The sequence below is a fragment of the Pseudomonas siliginis genome (assembly GCF_024072275.1).
Lineage (GTDB): Bacteria > Pseudomonadota > Gammaproteobacteria > Pseudomonadales > Pseudomonadaceae > Aquipseudomonas > Aquipseudomonas siliginis.
In genome coordinates this window covers 563,613-581,697 of sequence record NZ_CP099598.1, presented here as the reverse complement: position 1 = coordinate 581,697, position 18,085 = coordinate 563,613, and the positions used below count along the sequence as shown (strand labels likewise).

The window sequence follows — 18,085 nt, the reverse complement described above, 5'->3', positions numbered from 1 at the left end:
TTATCTCAAAGGGACATTTGGTGTGATCGTTCCCACGCTCTGCGTGGGAATGCCTCTCGGGACGCTCCGCGTCCAGTGACGCGGAGCGTCACGGGCTGCATTCCCACGCGGAGCGTGGGAACGATCAGTACGGGGTCAAACTTTCTTGTACAGCTGACTGCCTTCCTTCTTGAACCGCTCGGCCTGTTCCGCCAGACCTTTGGCGACGTCCACGTCAACCGCGTCGATGCGTTGGTTGGCCGCGTATTCACGGACTTCCTGGGTGATCTTCATCGAGCAGAATTTCGGCCCGCACATCGAGCAGAAATGCGCGACCTTGGCCGAGTCCTTCGGCAGGGTTTCGTCGTGATAGGAGCGTGCGGTGTCCGGGTCCAGGCCGAGGTTGAACTGGTCCTCCCAGCGGAACTCGAAACGCGCCTTGCTCAGTGCGTTATCACGGATCTGCGCGCCCGGGTGTCCCTTGGCCAGGTCCGCTGCGTGTGCGGCGATCTTGTAAGTGATGATCCCGGTCTTCACGTCATCCTTGTTCGGCAGGCCCAAGTGCTCCTTCGGCGTCACGTAGCAGAGCATCGCGCAACCGAACCAGCCGATCATCGCCGCGCCGATACCCGAGGTGATGTGGTCGTAGCCCGGAGCGATGTCGGTAGTCAGCGGGCCGAGGGTGTAGAACGGCGCCTCGTCGCAGCATTCGAGCTGCTTGTCCATGTTCTCTTTGATCAACTGCATCGGCACGTGGCCCGGGCCTTCGATCATGCATTGCACGTCGTGCTTCCAGGCGATCTTGGTCAGCTCGCCGAGGGTTTCCAGTTCGCCGAATTGCGCTTCGTCGTTGGCGTCGGCAATGGAGCCCGGACGCAGGCCATCGCCCAGCGAGAAGCTGACGTCGTAGGCCTTCATGATTTCGCAGATTTCGTCGAAGTGGGTGTAGAGGAAGTTCTCTTTGTGGTGCGCCAGGCACCACTTGGCCATGATCGAACCGCCACGGGAGACGATGCCGGTGACGCGCTTGGCGGTCAGCGGCACGTAGCGCAGGAGCACGCCGGCGTGAATGGTGAAGTAGTCGACGCCCTGCTCGGCCTGTTCGATCAGGGTGTCGCGGAACAACTCCCAGGTCAGGTCTTCAGCGACGCCGTTGACCTTCTCCAGCGCCTGATAGATCGGCACGGTACCGATCGGCACCGGCGAGTTGCGGATGATCCACTCGCGGGTTTCGTGAATGTGTTTGCCGGTGGACAGGTCCATCACCGTGTCCGAGCCCCAGCGAATGCCCCAGGTCAGTTTCGCCACTTCTTCTTCGATCGAAGAACCCAGGGCGCTGTTGCCGATGTTGCCGTTGATCTTCACCAGGAAGTTACGGCCGATGATCATCGGTTCCAGTTCGACGTGGTTGATGTTGGCGGGAATGATCGCGCGGCCGCGAGCGATTTCTTCGCGGACGAATTCAGGGGTGATTTCTTGCGGAATGCTTGCGCCGAAGCTGTGGCCGGCATGTTGCTGCTTGAGCAAACCGGCCGCACGGGCCTCTTGCAGCTTCATGTTTTCGCGGATGGCGACGTATTCCATCTCGGCGGTGATGATGCCTTTGCGCGCGTAGTGCATCTGGCTGACGTTGGCCCCGGCCTTGGCGCGGCGCGGGTTGTTGACGTGAGCGAAGCGCAGTTTGGTCAGTTCGGCATCGGCCAGACGCTGCTGGCCGAAGTTCGAGCTCAGGCCCGGCAGGCGCTCGGTATCGCCACGGTCATCGATCCACGCTGAACGCACATCGCCAAGGCCTTTGCGCACATCGATGACCACGTTCGGATCGGTGTACGGGCCGGAGGTGTCGTAGACCGTGACCGGCGCATTGATCTCGCCGCCGAAATCGGTCGGGGTTACATCGAGGCTGATTTCGCGCATCGGCACGCGGATGTCCGGGCGCGAGCCCTGAACGTAGATTTTTTGCGAACGGGTGAACGGCTTGACCGATTGCTCGTCGACCTTGGCCGAGTCACTCAGGTTGATCGCGTTTTTTTCTTTTGTTGTCATCACGGGCTCTCCAGACAGCATCCAGCAGTGGATTGTCGGAGCAGAACCTGAAAGGCACGGACGCACCAGGACCGGTGCTGTGCATTCGTCATGAGCGTTCGATTGTCGAACAATATCCCGGACGAAGCACAAGAGGACTCGCCGGGTGACGAGAAATCTTGTTCCCTACGCAGGCGCTAACCTGATCAGGTTCAACGGGATCCGAAATTATTCGATCTCAGCCTCATAGCAAGGCACCCCGACAAGAACCCGGCCAGTCTAGACACAACCACCGAGGAACGCCAACACCGCAGCGAACGCCATGATGAATGGCGTAAATACCCAGGCTGGCCGATTGTTGCCGGAGCAATGCGCAACTACACTCGCTTGGCCTGCCCAGCCTTGACGCTGTGCGGGCTGCGCCTTACCTTTGGCGCCCGGATTACTTCCATAATATTCATGCTAGGGATCGCCTCATGCTGCGCAAACTTTCATTGGCTGTTGCCGTGTCCTGTGCGTCCAACACAATGGCCTGGGCAGCGGAAGCACCCTTGTCGACCAAAACCGATCTGGTCAGCGTCTATCAGGAAGCGGTCGACAACAACGCCGACCTCGCGGCGGCCCGCGCCCAGTATGGCGCGCAGAAAGAAGTGGTGCCGCAGGCCCGCGCCGGTCTGCTGCCGAACCTGTCCGGTGGCGCCGAAGTCGCCGACGTGCGCACCTCGATCGACCAGCCTTCGGCCATCGCCAACCGCAGCGCGCATTCCTACCAGGCGACCCTCGCGCAGCCGCTGTTCCGCGCCGATCGCTGGTTCCAGTATCAAGCAGCCAAGGACGTTAACGAGCAGGCCGCACTGCAGCTGTCGGCGACCGAGCAGAACCTGATCCTGCAGAGCGCCGAAAGCTACTTCAACGTGCTGCGCAGCCAGGACAATCTGGCCTCGACCAAGGCTGAAGAAGCGGCGTTCAAACGTCAGCTCGATCAGTCCAACGAGCGCTTCGATGTCGGCCTTTCGGACAAGACCGACGTGCTGCAATCGCAAGCCAGTTACGACACCGCGCGAGCCAACCGCATCGTCGCCCAGCGTCAGGTCGATGATGCGTTCCAGGCGTTGATCACCCTGACCAACCGTCAGTACAACTCGATTCAGGGCATCGTCCACACGCTGCCGATTCTGCCGCCTTCGCCCAACGATGCGAAATCCTGGGTCGACACGGCGGCGCGGCAGAACCTCAATCTGCTCGCCAGCAACTACGCGGTCAGCTCCGCCGAGCAGACGCTCAGGCAGCGCAAGGCCGGCCACTTGCCGACCCTCGACGCCGTGGCCAAATACGAGAAAGGCGACAACGACGCCCTCGGCTTCGCCAACCCCAACTCGTTCGGCGCGCCGTACGGCGGCAACGTCGAGCAGAGCACGCTGGGCCTGCAACTGAACATCCCGATCTACAGCGGCGGGCTGACCAGTTCGCAAGTGCGTCAGTCCTATGCGCAACTGGATCAGAGCGAACAGCAGCGCGAATCGCTGCGCCGGCAAGTGGTGGAAAACACCCGCAATCTGCACCGCGCGGTGAACACCGACGTCGAGCAAGTGCAGGCGCGCCGCCAGTCGATCATCTCCAACCAAAGTGCAGTGGAAGCCACGGAAATCGGCTATCAGGTCGGCACGCGCAACATCGTCGACGTGCTCGACGCGCAGCGCCAGCTGTACACCTCGGTGCGCAACTACAACAACACCCGCTACGACTACATCCTCGACAACCTGCGCCTGAAGCAGGCGGCGGGGACGCTGAACCCGGGTGATCTGGAAGATCTGCGGCGCTATCTGAAAGCCGATTACAACCCGGACAAGGATTTCCTGCCGCCGGATCTGGCGTCGGCGGCTGAGGCGCAGCTCAAGGCCCGGCCTTAAGCGTTAAAAACAAAAGATCGCAGCCTTCGGCAGCTCCTACAGGGAAATGCATTCCAACTGTAGGAGCTGCCGAAGGCTGCGATCTTTTTGCTTACTTGATCAATCTGCCCAAGCTATCCAGCAGCCGCTGCAACGCGCCCTGATTGCGCCGCATCACCGCCAGCCCGGCCTCGGCCATGCGCTGCGCATCACGCGGCAGTTCGAACAAGCGCTGCACCTCGACTGCGAGCCCTTCGGCATCATCCACTTCGGCCAACGCCCCGGCTTCGCGCAGTTGCGCGGCGATGTCGAGGAAGTTGAACAGGTGTGGGCCGCTGAGTACCGGTTTCGCCAGCGCGGCGGGTTCGAGCAGGTTGTGCCCGCCGTTCGGCACCAGACTGCCGCCGACAAATGCGCTGTCGGCCAGGGCATAGAGAAACAGCAACTCACCCATGGTGTCGCCGAGCAGCACGCTCGTTTGCGCATCGACATTGGCCCCGGTCGAGCGACGTACCGTGGCGAAACCTTCGCGCTGGCACAAGTCGAACACCGAATTGAAACGCTCGGGATGACGCGGCACCAGAATCAGCAACGCATCGGGATGACTGCCCAGCAAACGACGATGGGCGTCGAGCACCACTTCGTCTTCGCCTTCGTGGGTGCTCGCAGCGATCCATACCGGGCGATCCTGCGCCTGCCACCGGCTGCGCAGTTCGGCTGCACGCTGCAACAGTTGCGGGTCGATGGTCAGGTCGAACTTGATCGAACCGGTGACCTCGACAGTTTCCGGACGTGCGCCAAGATCGCGGAAGCGCTGGGCCTCGGCTGCGGTCTGCACGGCCAGCAAACTCATCTCGGCGAGCATCGGCGCAGTGAGTTTGCTGAAGCGGCCATAGCCTTTGGCGGAACGCTGCGACAACCGCCCATTGGCCAACGCCACCGGAATCCCGCGCTTGGCACATTGATGAATATGGTTAGGCCACAGCTCGGTCTCCATGATCACTGCAAGCCTGGGCTGTACGCGATCAAGAAAACGCGCCGCCGCACAAGGCAAGTCATACGGCAGATAGCAGTGTTGAATGCGCGGCTCGTTGGCGAACAGTGCCTGAATCCGCTCCGAACCGGTCGGGGTCATGCAGGTCACGGTGATCGGCAGCGTCGGATAGCGGTCCAGCAGCGCGCGGATCATCGGCGCGGCGGCAATGCTTTCGCCGACCGACACCGCGTGCACCCAGATGCCACCGGGCTGCAGGGTGGGCATGCGATAAGTGAAACGTTCGCCAATCCGTTTGGCATACGCCGGCGCCTTGCGCGCACGCAGCCATAGCCGAATCGCCACCAATGGCAGCCCCAAGTAAAACAGCGCGGTGTAGAGAGTTCTATTCATGGCGGCGGAGTTTATCGGCTTTTGTCGCCGATCGCCCGCAAGTGCACGGCAAAACGTTCCGCCAGCCAGCGCGCGGCCGGGCCGAGCGGTTCGTCGCGGCGCCAGACCAGTTCCACCACCAGCGCTGGCGGCGTCCATTCGCTGTCGAGCTCAATCATCTGGCCTTGATACGCCGAGTACTGCACAACGTGGCGCGGCAACCAGGCCCAGCCGAGATCGCGCACCAGCCATTCGGACATTACGTAAAAACTGTCGGCGCGCCATACCTGTGGGCTGGCCGGCTCGTTGCCGGGATAGACGCTGGTCTGCGTCGACATCAGCAATTGCCGGTGCTGCGCCAGTTGCTGGCAGGTCACATAGGACTGCTGCGCCAACGGATGATTGACGCCACAGACCGTGACCATTTCCACTCGACCCAGTACGCGCCGCTCAAGGGCTTCGGGGATTTCATCGTGATAGAACAACAAGCCAAGATCGGCCCGGCGTTCGACCAGTTTGCGCGCGACTTCGCCTTGGGCGGCGCTGGTCAGTTGCACTTCCAGGCTGGGAAACTGCTCGGCCAGTTCGCCGAAACTTTCCACCAGCGCCTGATAGGGCATCGCCTCGTCCTGGGCCACCCGCAACTGCGCCTCCTGGCCGCGCAGCATGGCCATGGCCCTGCCGTTGAGGCGCTCGCACTGGCGCAACACTTCCCGCGCCTCTTCCAGCAACGCCTCGCCCGCCTCGGTGAGACTGGGCTGACGGCCACTGCTGCGCTCGAACAGGCTCACGCCCAAATCCTCTTCGAGCATCGCAACAGCGCTGCTGATCGCCGACTGCGCCTTGCGTTGTCGACGCGCCACGGCGGAGAAAGAACGCTGTTCGGCGACATCGACAAATACTCGCAACTGCTCGAGATTCCATTGCATGCGTTTTTTCAACCTATCTACTGAACAGATAGCTAATGACTTTACCCCATCTGAGCAATCCCTAGAATGTCGCCTCAGCAAGCAACGTTTTATTTGAGGATCAAACCATGAACGCCTACGTCTATCTGGCCATCGCCATCTGCGCCGAAGTGATCGCCACCGTTTCGATGAAAGCGGTCAGGGGCTTCAGCACTCCTCTACCGCTGATTCTGGTGATTGTCGGCTACGGGATTGCATTCTGGATGCTGACGCTGGTGGTGCGCACCGTACCGGTCGGCGTGGCCTACGCGGTCTGGGCCGGTATGGGCATTGTGATGGTCAGCGTGGCGGCACTGTTTATCTATGGGCAGAAGCTGGATATCCCGGCGATGCTGGGGATGGCGTTGATCGTGCTGGGCGTGGTGGTGATTCAATTGTTCTCGAAAACCGCCGGCCATTAACTGCCAGACACAATCCCCTGTGGGAGCGAGCCTGCTCGCGAATGCGGTACATCAGTCAACACATATGTCGACTGGCATTCCCTCTTCGCGAGCAGGCTCGCTCCCACATTGGCCCATATGTTCGGCATGTTGATCATCGACAAATCCGCCCCTTTCCCGAGTCTGTATACTGCGCCCTCGTCTTGAGCACTGAGGTCGTTGCATGCCATCCGTTATTTCCACCGACGTTCTGATTGTCGGCGCTGGTGTCGCCGGCCTCTGGCTGAATGCGCGCCTGCGCGGTCAGGGTTTCTCGACCGTGCTGGTGGAAAGCGCCAGCCTCGGTGGCGGGCAGAGCGTGAAGTCCCAGGGCATCATCCACGGCGGTGCCAAGTACGCGCTGCACGGCGCGCTGACCGGGGCCTCGGAAGCCATCGCCGACATGCCGCGCCGCTGGCGCGAGGCGCTGGCCGGTAATGGTGAGCTGGATCTGTCCGGCGTACGTCTGCTGTCCGAAGCCCATTACCTGTGGTCGCCAGGCACTTTGGCCGGCAACCTGACCAGTTTCTTCGCCAGCAAAGCCGTGCGTGGCCGGGTCGATCAGGTCAAGGGCGATGAACTGCCGCCAGCCCTGCAAGACAAGCGCTTTAAGGGCAAGGTCTATCGCCTCGCCGAATTGGTAGTGGATGTCCCGAGCCTGATCCAGCGTCTCGCCGATCTGGCCGGTGACGGGCTGCTCGCCGGTCAGGTCATCGAGCCGCTGCTGGACGCCGGCGTACTGGTCGGCCTGAAAGTCGATGGGCGTGAGATCCGCGCCCAGCGCATCGTCCTCAGCGCCGGCGCTGGCACAGCCGAACTGCTTGAAGCCCTGGGCCTGAGCCGTCCGGCCATGCAGCGCCGCCCCCTGCACATGATCCTCGCCAAAGGTCCCGGCTTGAAACCGTTGTACGCGCACTGCCTGGGCGGCGGCACCAAGCCGCGCATCACCGTGACCACGCACCCGGCCGCTGACGGCCAGTGGGTCTGGTACATGGGCGGCGACATCGCCGAAAGCGAAGGCGTGGCCCGCGAGCCGGCCGAACAGATCGCCACCGCGCAAAAGGAAATCGCTCAACTGCTGCCGTGGATCGACCTCAGCACCACGCAATGGGCAACCCTGCGCGTCGATCGCGCCGAGCCGCTGCAAACCGGCCTGACCCGCCCGGACAACGCGTTCCTCGCCGAAGAAGGTCGCTTGCTCGTCGGCTGGCCGACCAAACTGGCACTGGCGCCAGACTTCGCCGACCGCGTTATCGCCTCGCTGCAACGCGACGGCATCCAGCCGCAGGCGACTGATCCGCTGCCACCGCTGCCGAAACCGCCGCTCGGTGTACCCGCGTGGGAGCAACTGCTGCCATGACCATTGCCACTCTGCACGAACTGCATCGCCCACTGGGCAGCACCGGCCTGACGGTTTCGCCGCTGGGCCTGGGCACGGTCAAACTCGGCCGCGATCAAGGGGTGAAATACCCCAACGGATTTCAGATTCCCGGCGATGACGAAGCGCGCATGCTGCTGCGCCAGGCGCGCGATCTGGGCATCAACCTGATCGACACCGCACCGGCCTATGGGCGCAGCGAAGAACGCCTCGGCCCGCTGCTGCGCGGTCAGCGTCAGGACTGGGTGATCGTCAGCAAGGTCGGTGAAGAGTTTGCCGATGGCCTGTCGCGTCACGATTTCAGCGCCGCGCACACGCGAATGTCGGTCGAGCGCAGCCTGCAACGTCTGGAAACGGATTTTATCGATCTGGTCCTCGTGCACTCGGACGGCAACGACATGGCCATCCTTGAGCACGAAGAGGTCTACGCCACCCTCGCGGCGCTGAAGGCCGAGGGCAAGATTCGCGGCTTCGGGTTTTCCGGCAAAACCGTCGAAGGTGGCTTGAAAGCGCTGGAGCAAGGCGACTGCGCGATGGTCACCTACAATCTGAACGAACAAAACGAAAAGGCAGTCATTGACTATGCTGCTGCCCACGGCAAAGCCATTCTGGTGAAAAAAGCCCTGGCCAGCGGTCATGTCTGTCTGAGTCCGGGAGTCGATCCGGTGCGCGCCAGCTTCGAGTTGCTGTTCACTCAGCCTGGTGTCGCCAGTGCTATTGTCGGCACGATCAATCCGCTGCACCTCGCCCATAACGTTGCGACCGTTGCCCAGGTCCTGCGTAGTCACTGACGCCGCCCCGCGGCCTTAAGCCAGGAGCCGATATGCCGCGCACGCTCATCCGCAAGAACCCGAGCAACTTCAAGACACTGCCGCTGTTCGTCGAAGCCACGCCCGAAGGCCTGAGCTATCAGAGCGTCGGCATGCCGCTGAACTTCGCCCAGACCCTGCAACGGCGTAAACCGGTCAGCGTCGCCGACAGCGAGCGCTTCGCCCTGGAACTGGCCAACCTCGGCGTGTCCGTGCGCCTGACCCTGCATTGGCAGAACCGTGATTACTGGGTGCTGGTGCGCCAGCGTCGGCAGGATCGCGGCGACGTGGTACTGAAGCTGATTTCCGGCTACGTGCCGGCCCATGAGCTGAATATTCCGCTGCACACGGCGATTCAGGAAATTGCCGAAGAGTGCCTGCTGGAAACCCCGGAAGGCTGGCTCGGCGGGCGTTTCAACGAGACTTGGCTGCCGGCGCCCTACTCCGCTGCGCTGCATTACCGTGAGGCGTTGCCGTTTCGCCTGACGCCGTTGTCCGGTTCGGCGCGTCCGGTGCGCTGCGCCAACCTGCAATTGCTGGAGCGACCAAGGGCGTACGTGCATCTGCCGACGGCGTCCCTGCAATTGATCTATGACTTGCGCCTGGACGTGCCCAAGGAGGCGAAGTCCTTGAGCCTGTTTCATGTCGACGAGCGTCTGGAAGGCGATCAACTGGTGGCGCGGCTCGATCGCAAACGGCCAGACCTGTACTTGATGCCATTGCACGACGGCCAGCCGCTGCCCGAGTTGTACACCCTGAAAAAGGATCAACTGTATCCGGCGAGTACGCGCGGTCTGTATCTGGCCGAAAGCTTCGCGCGACAGGATGGCTGGCTGGTGCGCGATGAGCGGATTCGCTGGAAGGACTGGTTGCGCCAACAGGGTCTGACGCCACCCGAGAAGGCTACTGGACTGGCACGCCTGCGCGGCAAGGCCAGGCAGCTGCTGAAGAAAATCGTACCGCGCAAGAAAGTGAATTCCTGAAAAGCAAAAAGATCGCAGCCTGCGCCAGCGCCTGAACAGAATTGTGCAGGCGCTGGCGCAGGCTGCGATCTTTTGAGCTTATTGGCCGCGGATCTTTTCCACGATCGCTGTCGTCGAGCTGTTTTCCACCAGCCCCAGCACTTTCACGGTGCCGCCGTAGGCGGTGACGATATCCGCGCCGACCACCTGATCAATTCCGTAATCGCCGCCCTTGACCAGCACGTCCGGCTTGACCTCGCGCAGCAGGTTTTCCGGTGTGCCTTCAGAGAAACTGATCACCCAGTCCACCGCGCCGAGACCGGCGAGTACCGCCATGCGGCGATCCACGCTATTGATCGGCCGGCCCGGGCCTTTCAGGCGGCTGACCGAGGCGTCATCGTTGACTGCCACGATCAGGCGGTCGCCCTGAGCACGGGCCTGTTCCAGATAGGTGACATGGCCGGCATGCAGGATATCGAAGCAGCCATTGGTGAAAACAATCCGCTCGTTGTGCGCACGGGCATCGTCAACCGCCAGCAGCAGCTGCTCAAGTCCCAGCACGCCTCGCTCCGAACCTTCTTCGCGCTGAATGGCGCGGCGCAGTTCCGGGGCGCTGATCGCTGCGGTACCCAACTTGCCGACGACGATGCCTGCTGCCAGATTGGCCAGCGCCACGGCGTGCGGCAGTTCTTCGCCTGCGGCAATGGCCGCGGCCAGGGTCGAAATCACCGTATCGCCGGCACCGGTCACGTCGAACACTTCGCGGGCGCGGGCCGGCAGATGCAACGCCGGATGATCCGGACGCAGCAAGGTCATGCCGTGTTCACCACGGGTCACCAGCAGCGCGCCGAGGTCGAGCTCCTGCATCAGGACGGCGCCCTTGCTCACCAGTTCGTGCTCATCGGCGCAACCACCGACGATGGTTTCGAACTCGCTGAGATTCGGTGTGATCAGGCTGGCACCGCGGTAGATCGAAAAGTCCTTGCCCTTCGGATCAGCCAATACCGGTATACCTTTGGCACGGGCGGCCTGGATCAGGGCCTGGTGATTTTTCAGTGCGCCTTTACCGTAATCCGACAACACCAGCACCTTGATGCCTTCAAGCAACCCGTCAACCTGCGCGGCCAGTGCCAGAGCATCGGTGGCGAACACTTCTTCGAAATCGATACGCAGCAACTGCTGGTGCCGGCTCATAACCCGCAGCTTGACGATGGTCGGCTGGTGCGCGATGCGCTGAAACAAGGCGCGCACGCCCGCGCCCTTGAGACTGTTGCTCAGGCTGTCGGCGGCTTCGTCATCGCCGGTCACGCCCACCAGCGATGCCGGCGCACCCAGCGCGGCAATGTTCAGCGCAACGTTGGCGGCACCGCCCGGGCGATCCTCGATCTGCTCGACCTTGACCACCGGCACCGGCGCTTCAGGAGAAATCCGTGAGGTTCCGCCATGCCAGTAACGGTCGAGCATGACATCGCCGACCACCAAGACAGGGGCTTGATCGAATCGCGGCATCGACAATTTCATGGAGCAACCCACATACAAAATGAACAGGGGCGCGATATTAACAGGATCGCGCGCGCCGGGAATACACGAGGGTGAGGCTGGCCCACCCTCATCTGCAGATCAGGCAATGTCTTCAGCCGGAGCATCCAGCCCCATCGCATGCAGACGCGCGTAGTAGCCATTATGAGCAAGCAGTTGGGCATGAGTGCCGCGTTCGACGATCTCGCCCTGATCCATGACGAGGATCAGATCGGCCTTCTCGATGGTCGACAAACGGTGGGCAATCACCAGCGTGGTGCGGCCTTTCATGACATGGTCGAGTGCCGCCTGAATGTGCCGCTCGGACTCGGTATCAAGGGCCGACGTCGCTTCGTCGAGGATCAGCAGCGGGGCGTTTTTCAGCAAGGCCCGGGCAATCGCCAGGCGCTGACGCTGTCCGCCAGACAACAGCACACCGTTCTCGCCGACCTGGGTATCCAGGCCTTGAGGCATCTGCGCGATGAAGTCCATGGCAAATGCATCCCTGGCGGCTTTCTCGATATCTTCGCGAGGCGCGCCTGCCAGATCGCCGTAAGCGATGTTGTTGGCGATGGTGTCGTTGAACAGCGTCACGTGCTGGGTCACTTGCGCTACATGGCGGCGCAGATTGCGCAGACGATAGTCCTCGATTTCGACATCATCGAGCAGGATTTCGCCGGTCTCGTGGTGATAGAAGCGCGGAATGAGACTGGCCAGCGTCGATTTGCCGCTGCCGGAACGCCCGACCAGGGCGATCATCTGACCTGGCGACGCGGTGAAGCTGATGTTTTTCAGCACTTCCCGTTCAGTGCCCGGGTAAGTGAAGCTGAGGTTGTTCACCGCCAGATGGCCACTGACCCGATCACGCTCGATCGTACCTGTGTCGATTTCCGGTTCAACATCGAGTTGCTCGAAAATGCTTTCGGCGCCGGCCACGCCTTTCTGGATGGTCGAGCTGACTTCAGACAATTGCCGGATCGGTTTGGGCAGCAACCCGGCAGCTGTGATGTAGGCAACCAGATCACCGGCCGTTGCATCACCGCGCAGGAACAGTACGAGGAACATCAGTACGGCCATGGCGGTGTAGATCACCAGCTGCAGCATCGGCGTATACACCGCGCCGGTCTTGGTCATGCGCAACTGTTTGTCGGTGTTGCTCTGGCTGGCCGCCGCAAAACGCTGCTGCTCATAAGCTTCGCCACCAAAACTGCGCACGACGCGATAGCCTTGAATGGTTTCGGAAGCCACATGGGTGACGTCGCCCATGGCCACTTGAATCTTCTTGCTCTGCTTGCGGAATTTCTTGCTGGTGTTGCCGACCATGAACGCGATCACCGGCAGAATGGCCAGCATCACCAGAGTCAGTTTCCAGTTCATCCACAGCAGATAGGCGAACAGGAAAACCACGGTCAGGCCTTCGCGGATCACCACTTTGATGGCATCCGTGGCGGCGCCGGTGACCATGGTCACGTTGAAAGTGATGCGCGAGATCAGATGACCCGAGTTATGGGTATCGAAATAGCGATTGGGCAATACCAACAGCTTGTTGAACAATTCGATACGCAGGTCATGCACCAGCCCCAACGAAACCCTCGCCAGGTAATAGTTGCCGAGAAACGAGCCGAGGCCTTGCCACGCTGCGATCAGGATGATCAGCAACGGCACAGCCATCAGCAATTGCACGTCTCGCAGATAGGGAACGTTGGGGAAGAGCACCGCTTCCGGGTTGCTCAGGCCATCGACAAAATACTTGAGAATCCCGGCCAGCATTGGTTGCGTGGAAGCAAAGATCACGAAGCCCACGATACTCAGCAGGAAAAGACCGATATAGGGTTTTACGTACCCCAACAGCCGAAAGTAGATTTTCAGGCTGGATTCCTGTTCCGCTTTGGGCGGTGCGTCAGTCATCGTAGAGCTCACTGGTTAAGAAGAACGCGAAATTTTATCACAAGCGCTGCCATTGGCCCGCGCCCATACCAAAACGCTGGCAAGCCCCAACGGCAGCCAGCTGATGAACCACTCGGCGCGCGGGGTGCCGGTGAGGCTGGCAGCGTCGAACTGCATCGCCAGTGTCGAGAACAGCCAGATACCGATGATCCCCCGGGCATACAGCGTTTCCCGAACTTTCCACGCCTGGAAAATAACGGCGAACCAGACGGCAGACCACAACAGCAGTCCCGGCAGACCCAGCACGATCGCAACGTGGGTGAACAGATTGTGGGCGTGATCGAAGATCATGCCCGACCAGAAAACCCTGTAGTCCCCACCCAGGCCCAACCCACCCCAGGGATGTTGGGCAATCATATCCAGAGAGGCCATCAGAATCTGCGGACGAAAGGAAACTCCGCGCGCCAGCACCAACGGTTCGAACAGCCACAGCGCCACAATCGCCACCACCAGGGCCACGGCTGCGACGATTCGGCTGTGGCGGTCACGACACCAGATCGGCATGGCCAGGATGGTCAGAAACAACGCCAGCGCCGCGCCTCGACTCTGACTCATCAGTACAAAGATACCCAGCACCGCCAACGCCAGTGTCCAGACCCCTTGCCACATCACGCCACGCGGCGCCCACAGGGCCAGCCACACCGCCGCCAGGCCGATGACATAGCCGCCGAGGATCGGATGCGCCAGCTCACCCAGCCCTTCCACCCGGGCAGACCAGGCGTTACCTTCGATGACGTAAAACCTGACGATGGCCACCAGCGCAGTTACTGCCAATCCCAGCCCGCCCCACTGCATGAGACGAATCAATCGCTCTGGGCGTCCGCTGGCGAACACCGGAAAAAACAGCAGGAACACCACGATATACAACAGACGCTTGGCCTCGCGGCCCGTTTCCGGTGCGTTTGTCCATGCCAGACTGATCAGCGACCAGACCAGCAATCCGAGCAATGGCAGGTAGATCCAGCGTTGTTCATGGAGCACTTCTCTGACGCGGTGCCGCGCAGCCCAGCCCAGCACTAGCGCCGGCAACCAGACGAGAGCCACCAGCCCCTGCTGGTAGACCTTGTTGGTGGGCGCTACGGCAATAGCCAGTAAAAACCACAAGAGCCCCATCGCCATCCATAGTTGCGCCCAGCGTGTTTCCTGCATCAATCTGCTCCTGACAAGGGTTCGCCCATGCGACGCGGCATGGTTAAAATCGAAACTTTTCGGCATCATTGCCCGCTACTACACCCCGCACTTTCGACAAGGCTTCCTACGATGCGATGCTCCCGGCTCTCACAAGCCGCTCTAGACCAAATGATCGACGCCGCCAAAGTTCTGGAAGCGGACAGCTATGGCCCGAAAGTCTACCTGCTGCAGGATGGGAAAATTCTCAAACTGTTTCGTCGCAAAAGGTTTTTTTCATCCGCCTTGTTTCGCCCCTACTCGAAGCGATTCATCGACAATGCCGTCGAGCTGCACAAACTCGGCGTGCCGACCTTGCAGATCCTGCAGTTCTTTCGCCTTGAGAAACCAGGCATGACCGCCGTGCTGTATGAGCCTCTGCCAGGGCAAACGCTGCGCCAGATCGCCGCAAAACAAGGTTTCAACTGGACTCAGGCATTGCCGGATCTGGCCGAACTGATACGCAGCCTGCACCGCTCGGGCATCTATTTCCGCTCCCTGCATCTTGGCAACATCGTGGTCACACCAGACAACCGCATGGGCCTGATCGATGTTGCCGACATGCGCTTTACTCGCGGACCGCTGCCAAAGCGCTTGATCAAACGCAACCTGCAACATTTCGCCCGCTATATTGCGCGCGAAAAGCTGAACGACAGCTTTCCGATGCAGGCACTTGAGCGCGCGGTCTTGTCGTCATGAAAACAATGCGCGGGCAGCCTGGCTGAAGCTCGACCAGGCCTCGTCCGGAGCGAGCATCCTGTACTGCTCGGCATTGATCGCTTGAGATGAGGCACTGAAGGCGCGGTCGATGGCCTCGGCCCAGGCTTTCGTGTCATTGACCGGCGCATACCAGCCGGCGCTGCCCAGCTGTTCGCTGAACACCTCCAGATCGCTGCACAGCACCGGTACGCCGGCCATCACCGCCTCCTGCATCACCAGACCCAAGCCCTCTTCCAGCGAAGGGATGGCAACCCAGTCGAACGCACGATAAAGCTGCGCTGCTTCGCTCAGATGGCCAGTCAGCAAGACCTTCTCCTGCAAGCCAAGCGCGTCGATGCGCTGCTCCAGCGCCGCGCGTTTGGAGCCTTCGCCAACAATGACCAGGCGCAAGTTCGGGCGGCTGTCGAGTGCTGCGGCAAAGGCATCCAGCAGATAACCGAACCCCTTCTCGGAGACCAGCCGCCCTACGGCGCCCAATACTGGCGCATCGCCTTGCGGCAAACCCAACCGTGTCCGGGCGTGCTCGCGGGTGAACAGGTCAGCGCGAAACGCCTCAGGATCGAACGCACTTCGCAGCGCGGTGACAGGCATCTGCAGATCGCGGGCCAGTGAATCGGCAAGGGTGCTGGAGACGGCAACCAATGTCAGCCGGGACGCAGGGATTGCCTGGAATAGAGCCTGGTCGCCGGCATTCAAACGCGCCGAACCGTGGAAGATCACTACCGCGCGGATATGCGGCAGTTTCTTGAGGACCGGTAATAACGTGCGTGCGACACCCATGCCGTCCAGCAGCAGCAATCGAGCGTCACTGTCCACGAGCGCCTGGCGAAACCTCGCCCGCATCACGGGTTTGGCCAAACGCCAGAAATGCCGGCCCTTCAGGCGGGCTGACGATAACTGCCACTCCCGGACCTCACCGACATCCACGCCGCACTCGGCTCCCTGCCCCTGGAGCAGCCAGGTTTTGACCACCGCCGACGGCGCAGCCTGAGAGAGTATCTGCTGATGCACTTTATGGATTGATGCGAACGGAGCGCCACCGGCCCACATGATATTGAGAATATTCATAGGGCAGAAAGCCGTTGCACGGATTTGCGGGGACAAGCTGCGCGGTACTCGAACTCAGTTGATGAACCAGCCAATGCAGACTCCCAGCAACAGAAACAAGGCAAATTTGATCTGTTCGCGGCGATTGCGGCGCGCTTTGCGTTCACGCTCGACATCCGTTTGCACGTGCAGACCGAAACCGGTGTGCATGACCGCGTCTGCCTCGAGTATCAAGGCGTCCCTGTTCAGTTGTGAGTAGCGCTGTGACAAGGCCTTCTCGCCACCATGGCCGGCGAAAGGCGCACACAACCGATAGTCCTCAAGTCGACGCAACCCAGGGTTCAGCGAGAACCCCTGCCACTCCGGCTTGTCGGAAATCAGCGGATAACACGCAACGCCATCGACAATCTCGCGCGCGCCCAAATGGATGTAAGGACTGTGAACCCGCAGATCGTGATTATAGCTGCGCAACCAGATCTGCAGAATTTCCGGCCGCGCTTGCAGAATGGTCATCGAGTCTTCGACGAACCCCGGACGGTAGAACTCCCAGTCATCTTCGCAATGAAAAATGTAGGGGGTGCTGACGTGTCCGTAGGCCAGGTCGATCGATGCCAACTGGCCCAGCTTCGGACGATTGACGAAGACCGTGCAATGTTCTTTCCAGTGGGCAGGCAGAATCCCGGCAACGCCTTCGTCGCCGGCATCTTCGGTGATGAACACTTCACGAATGGGTGCCGTGTTGTACCGGTCGAAGCTATCGAGAGTGGCCTTGAGCAGATCGAGTCGACCGCAGCTGGTAACCACCAATGTAATCTGGCTTTCTTTGGAAAATTGCACCGATATCTCGTTAATCAGAAGTCGCCAGCAATATCACTGGCTATATGACACTTGTCAAATGCCCACTTTCAGGCGGATTTTTTCCAGCAGGCTCAGCGGCGCCCGATCACGCAACGGCGGCTCAAGTTCTTCAACGATGCGCTGACCGATCCGCGCGAAGCTGAACTGCTCCACCGCCAGTTCGCGACCGTTGTCAGCGATGCGTTGCGCCAGTTGCGGATCCTCGCGCAGCGTGGCCAGCTTTTCCTGCAACTGCGCGATCGTCTGATAGAACACCACGTTGTGCATGTCCTGCAAACCCAGCGCCGCAGCTTCGGCGGCGCCTTGATCATAGGCCAGCAGGACGCAGCCGCAAGCCATGGCTTCGAAGTTCTTGATCATGAACTCGCCCATGCCCACGTCCGCGCTGACAAAAAAGCGGATACGGTTGAGCGTTTCCAGGTATTCAGCCCCGGACTTGGTCCGCGTCACCAGCAGCGGCTCGACCTGGCCCAGTTCATCCAGCAGCGCCTTGCGGCCACTGTAGGCCACACTGTTGGTGCTGCCGACGAAGGCGAGTTCGATATCCCGCTCGCGCCCCTGGTCCTGCAATTGCGTCTGATCGTAGCCCTTGGGCACGAACACGGCGTCGAAGCCCTCCGAGCGCAGGCGCTCGGCCACCACGAAACCGGAACTGATCACCCGTGCCCACGGCAAACGCCGATAGTGCGCACTGAACTTGCCGGTGTACTTGCAGGGGATGTAATTCTGATAGGCATCGTGCTCCAGAATCACCAGATTGGGGATGGTGCGGATAAACCCGACCTGCCGGATCTCCTGCTTGAAGCGCAGGAAAAATACGATGCGGTCATAGCGGGAAACGTCGACTTCGCGGCGGAAATATCGCCGCAGATTGCGCTGCTCCTCGCCGCTCAACCAGCGCAGGTCGCAATCACAATGGGCGGCGACACCCTCATACAAGCGATCGAGGATGGCCCGCTGATCTTTCTGCACCAGAAATAGAACTTTCATTGTCTTCCTTGCCGCAACAGCAACCCGAGCAAACCTGAACATG

General features: G+C 60.9%; 15 protein-coding genes and 1 riboswitch. Of the genes, 6 read left to right on the top strand and 9 right to left on the bottom strand.

What is annotated here, in order from left to right:
- Positions 1 to 135 precede the first annotated feature (135 nt).
- On the bottom strand, positions 136 to 2,025 hold the full coding sequence (gene thiC, locus NF676_RS03125; protein WP_095180980.1) for a phosphomethylpyrimidine synthase ThiC: 1,890 nt from the start codon (positions 2,023 to 2,025) through the stop codon (positions 136 to 138).
- A 145-nt stretch (positions 2,026 to 2,170) separates the two neighbouring features.
- Positions 2,171 to 2,276, bottom strand: a riboswitch (TPP riboswitch).
- A gap of 204 nt (positions 2,277 to 2,480) precedes the next feature.
- Here thiC and NF676_RS03120 point away from each other — a divergent pair.
- The gene (locus tag NF676_RS03120; RefSeq protein ID WP_041477642.1) at positions 2,481 to 3,914 is read left to right on the top strand and encodes a TolC family outer membrane protein; all 1,434 of its coding nucleotides are present in this window, start codon (positions 2,481 to 2,483) and stop codon (positions 3,912 to 3,914) included.
- A gap of 91 nt (positions 3,915 to 4,005) precedes the next feature.
- Here the strand turns inward: NF676_RS03120 and waaA are convergent, their stop codons facing one another.
- Together waaA and NF676_RS03110 are read right to left on the bottom strand one after the other, a co-directional pair.
- The gene (gene waaA / locus NF676_RS03115) at positions 4,006 to 5,280 is read right to left on the bottom strand and encodes a lipid IV(A) 3-deoxy-D-manno-octulosonic acid transferase (protein WP_252887217.1); all 1,275 of its coding nucleotides are present in this window, start codon (positions 5,278 to 5,280) and stop codon (positions 4,006 to 4,008) included.
- An 11-nt stretch (positions 5,281 to 5,291) separates the two neighbouring features.
- Positions 5,292 to 6,188, bottom strand: coding sequence for a LysR family transcriptional regulator (locus NF676_RS03110; protein ID WP_252883067.1), 897 nt, complete (start codon positions 6,186 to 6,188; stop codon positions 5,292 to 5,294).
- 107 nt (positions 6,189 to 6,295) lie between these two features.
- On the opposite strand from NF676_RS03110, the gene NF676_RS03105 reads away from it, so the two are divergent.
- From NF676_RS03105 to NF676_RS03090, 4 genes are all read left to right on the top strand, one after another.
- Positions 6,296 to 6,628 (top strand): DMT family transporter, encoded by a 333-nt coding sequence (locus NF676_RS03105; protein WP_252887216.1) that lies wholly within the window; start codon positions 6,296 to 6,298, stop codon positions 6,626 to 6,628.
- A 202-nt stretch (positions 6,629 to 6,830) separates the two neighbouring features.
- Entirely contained in the window at positions 6,831 to 8,006 is a 1,176-nt protein-coding gene (locus tag NF676_RS03100) for an NAD(P)/FAD-dependent oxidoreductase (protein ID WP_252887215.1), read from the top strand.
- Positions 8,003 to 8,815 (top strand): aldo/keto reductase, encoded by an 813-nt coding sequence (locus tag NF676_RS03095; RefSeq protein WP_252868688.1) that lies wholly within the window; start codon positions 8,003 to 8,005, stop codon positions 8,813 to 8,815. The genes NF676_RS03100 and NF676_RS03095 overlap by 4 nt, the downstream gene beginning before the upstream one ends.
- A gap of 32 nt (positions 8,816 to 8,847) precedes the next feature.
- A complete protein-coding gene (locus tag NF676_RS03090; RefSeq protein ID WP_041477637.1) occupies positions 8,848 to 9,816 on the top strand; it encodes a hypothetical protein in 969 nt (322 codons plus the stop codon).
- A 78-nt stretch (positions 9,817 to 9,894) separates the two neighbouring features.
- Here the strand turns inward: NF676_RS03090 and hldE are convergent, their stop codons facing one another.
- The 3 genes from hldE to NF676_RS03075 all read right to left on the bottom strand — a co-directional run bounded on the left by hldE (position 9,895) and on the right by NF676_RS03075 (position 14,409).
- Complete coding sequence (gene hldE / locus NF676_RS03085; protein WP_041477636.1) at positions 9,895 to 11,316, bottom strand: bifunctional D-glycero-beta-D-manno-heptose-7-phosphate kinase/D-glycero-beta-D-manno-heptose 1-phosphate adenylyltransferase HldE; 1,422 nt, start codon at positions 11,314 to 11,316, stop codon at positions 9,895 to 9,897.
- A gap of 99 nt (positions 11,317 to 11,415) precedes the next feature.
- Positions 11,416 to 13,221, bottom strand: coding sequence for a lipid A export permease/ATP-binding protein MsbA (gene msbA / locus NF676_RS03080; protein WP_016771984.1), 1,806 nt, complete (start codon positions 13,219 to 13,221; stop codon positions 11,416 to 11,418).
- A gap of 15 nt (positions 13,222 to 13,236) precedes the next feature.
- The gene (locus NF676_RS03075; RefSeq protein ID WP_252887214.1) at positions 13,237 to 14,409 is read right to left on the bottom strand and encodes an O-antigen ligase family protein; all 1,173 of its coding nucleotides are present in this window, start codon (positions 14,407 to 14,409) and stop codon (positions 13,237 to 13,239) included.
- A 150-nt stretch (positions 14,410 to 14,559) separates the two neighbouring features.
- Between NF676_RS03075 and NF676_RS03070 the strand changes: the two genes are divergently transcribed.
- Positions 14,560 to 15,126 (top strand): lipopolysaccharide kinase InaA family protein, encoded by a 567-nt coding sequence (locus tag NF676_RS03070; protein ID WP_224787295.1) that lies wholly within the window; start codon positions 14,560 to 14,562, stop codon positions 15,124 to 15,126.
- Here NF676_RS03070 and NF676_RS03065 read toward each other — a convergent pair.
- Genes NF676_RS03065 through NF676_RS03055 form a run of 3 tightly spaced genes read right to left on the bottom strand, consistent with a single transcriptional unit; the run spans position 15,121 to position 18,042 of the window.
- A complete protein-coding gene (locus NF676_RS03065; protein ID WP_252887213.1) occupies positions 15,121 to 16,215 on the bottom strand; it encodes a glycosyltransferase in 1,095 nt (364 codons plus the stop codon). The genes NF676_RS03070 and NF676_RS03065 overlap by 6 nt on opposite strands.
- A gap of 54 nt (positions 16,216 to 16,269) precedes the next feature.
- On the bottom strand, positions 16,270 to 17,031 hold the full coding sequence (locus tag NF676_RS03060) for a glycosyltransferase family 2 protein (protein ID WP_252887212.1): 762 nt from the start codon (positions 17,029 to 17,031) through the stop codon (positions 16,270 to 16,272).
- Between the two features lie 54 nt (positions 17,032 to 17,085).
- Complete coding sequence (locus NF676_RS03055; RefSeq protein WP_095180987.1) at positions 17,086 to 18,042, bottom strand: glycosyltransferase; 957 nt, start codon at positions 18,040 to 18,042, stop codon at positions 17,086 to 17,088.
- Positions 18,043 to 18,085 lie beyond the last annotated feature (43 nt).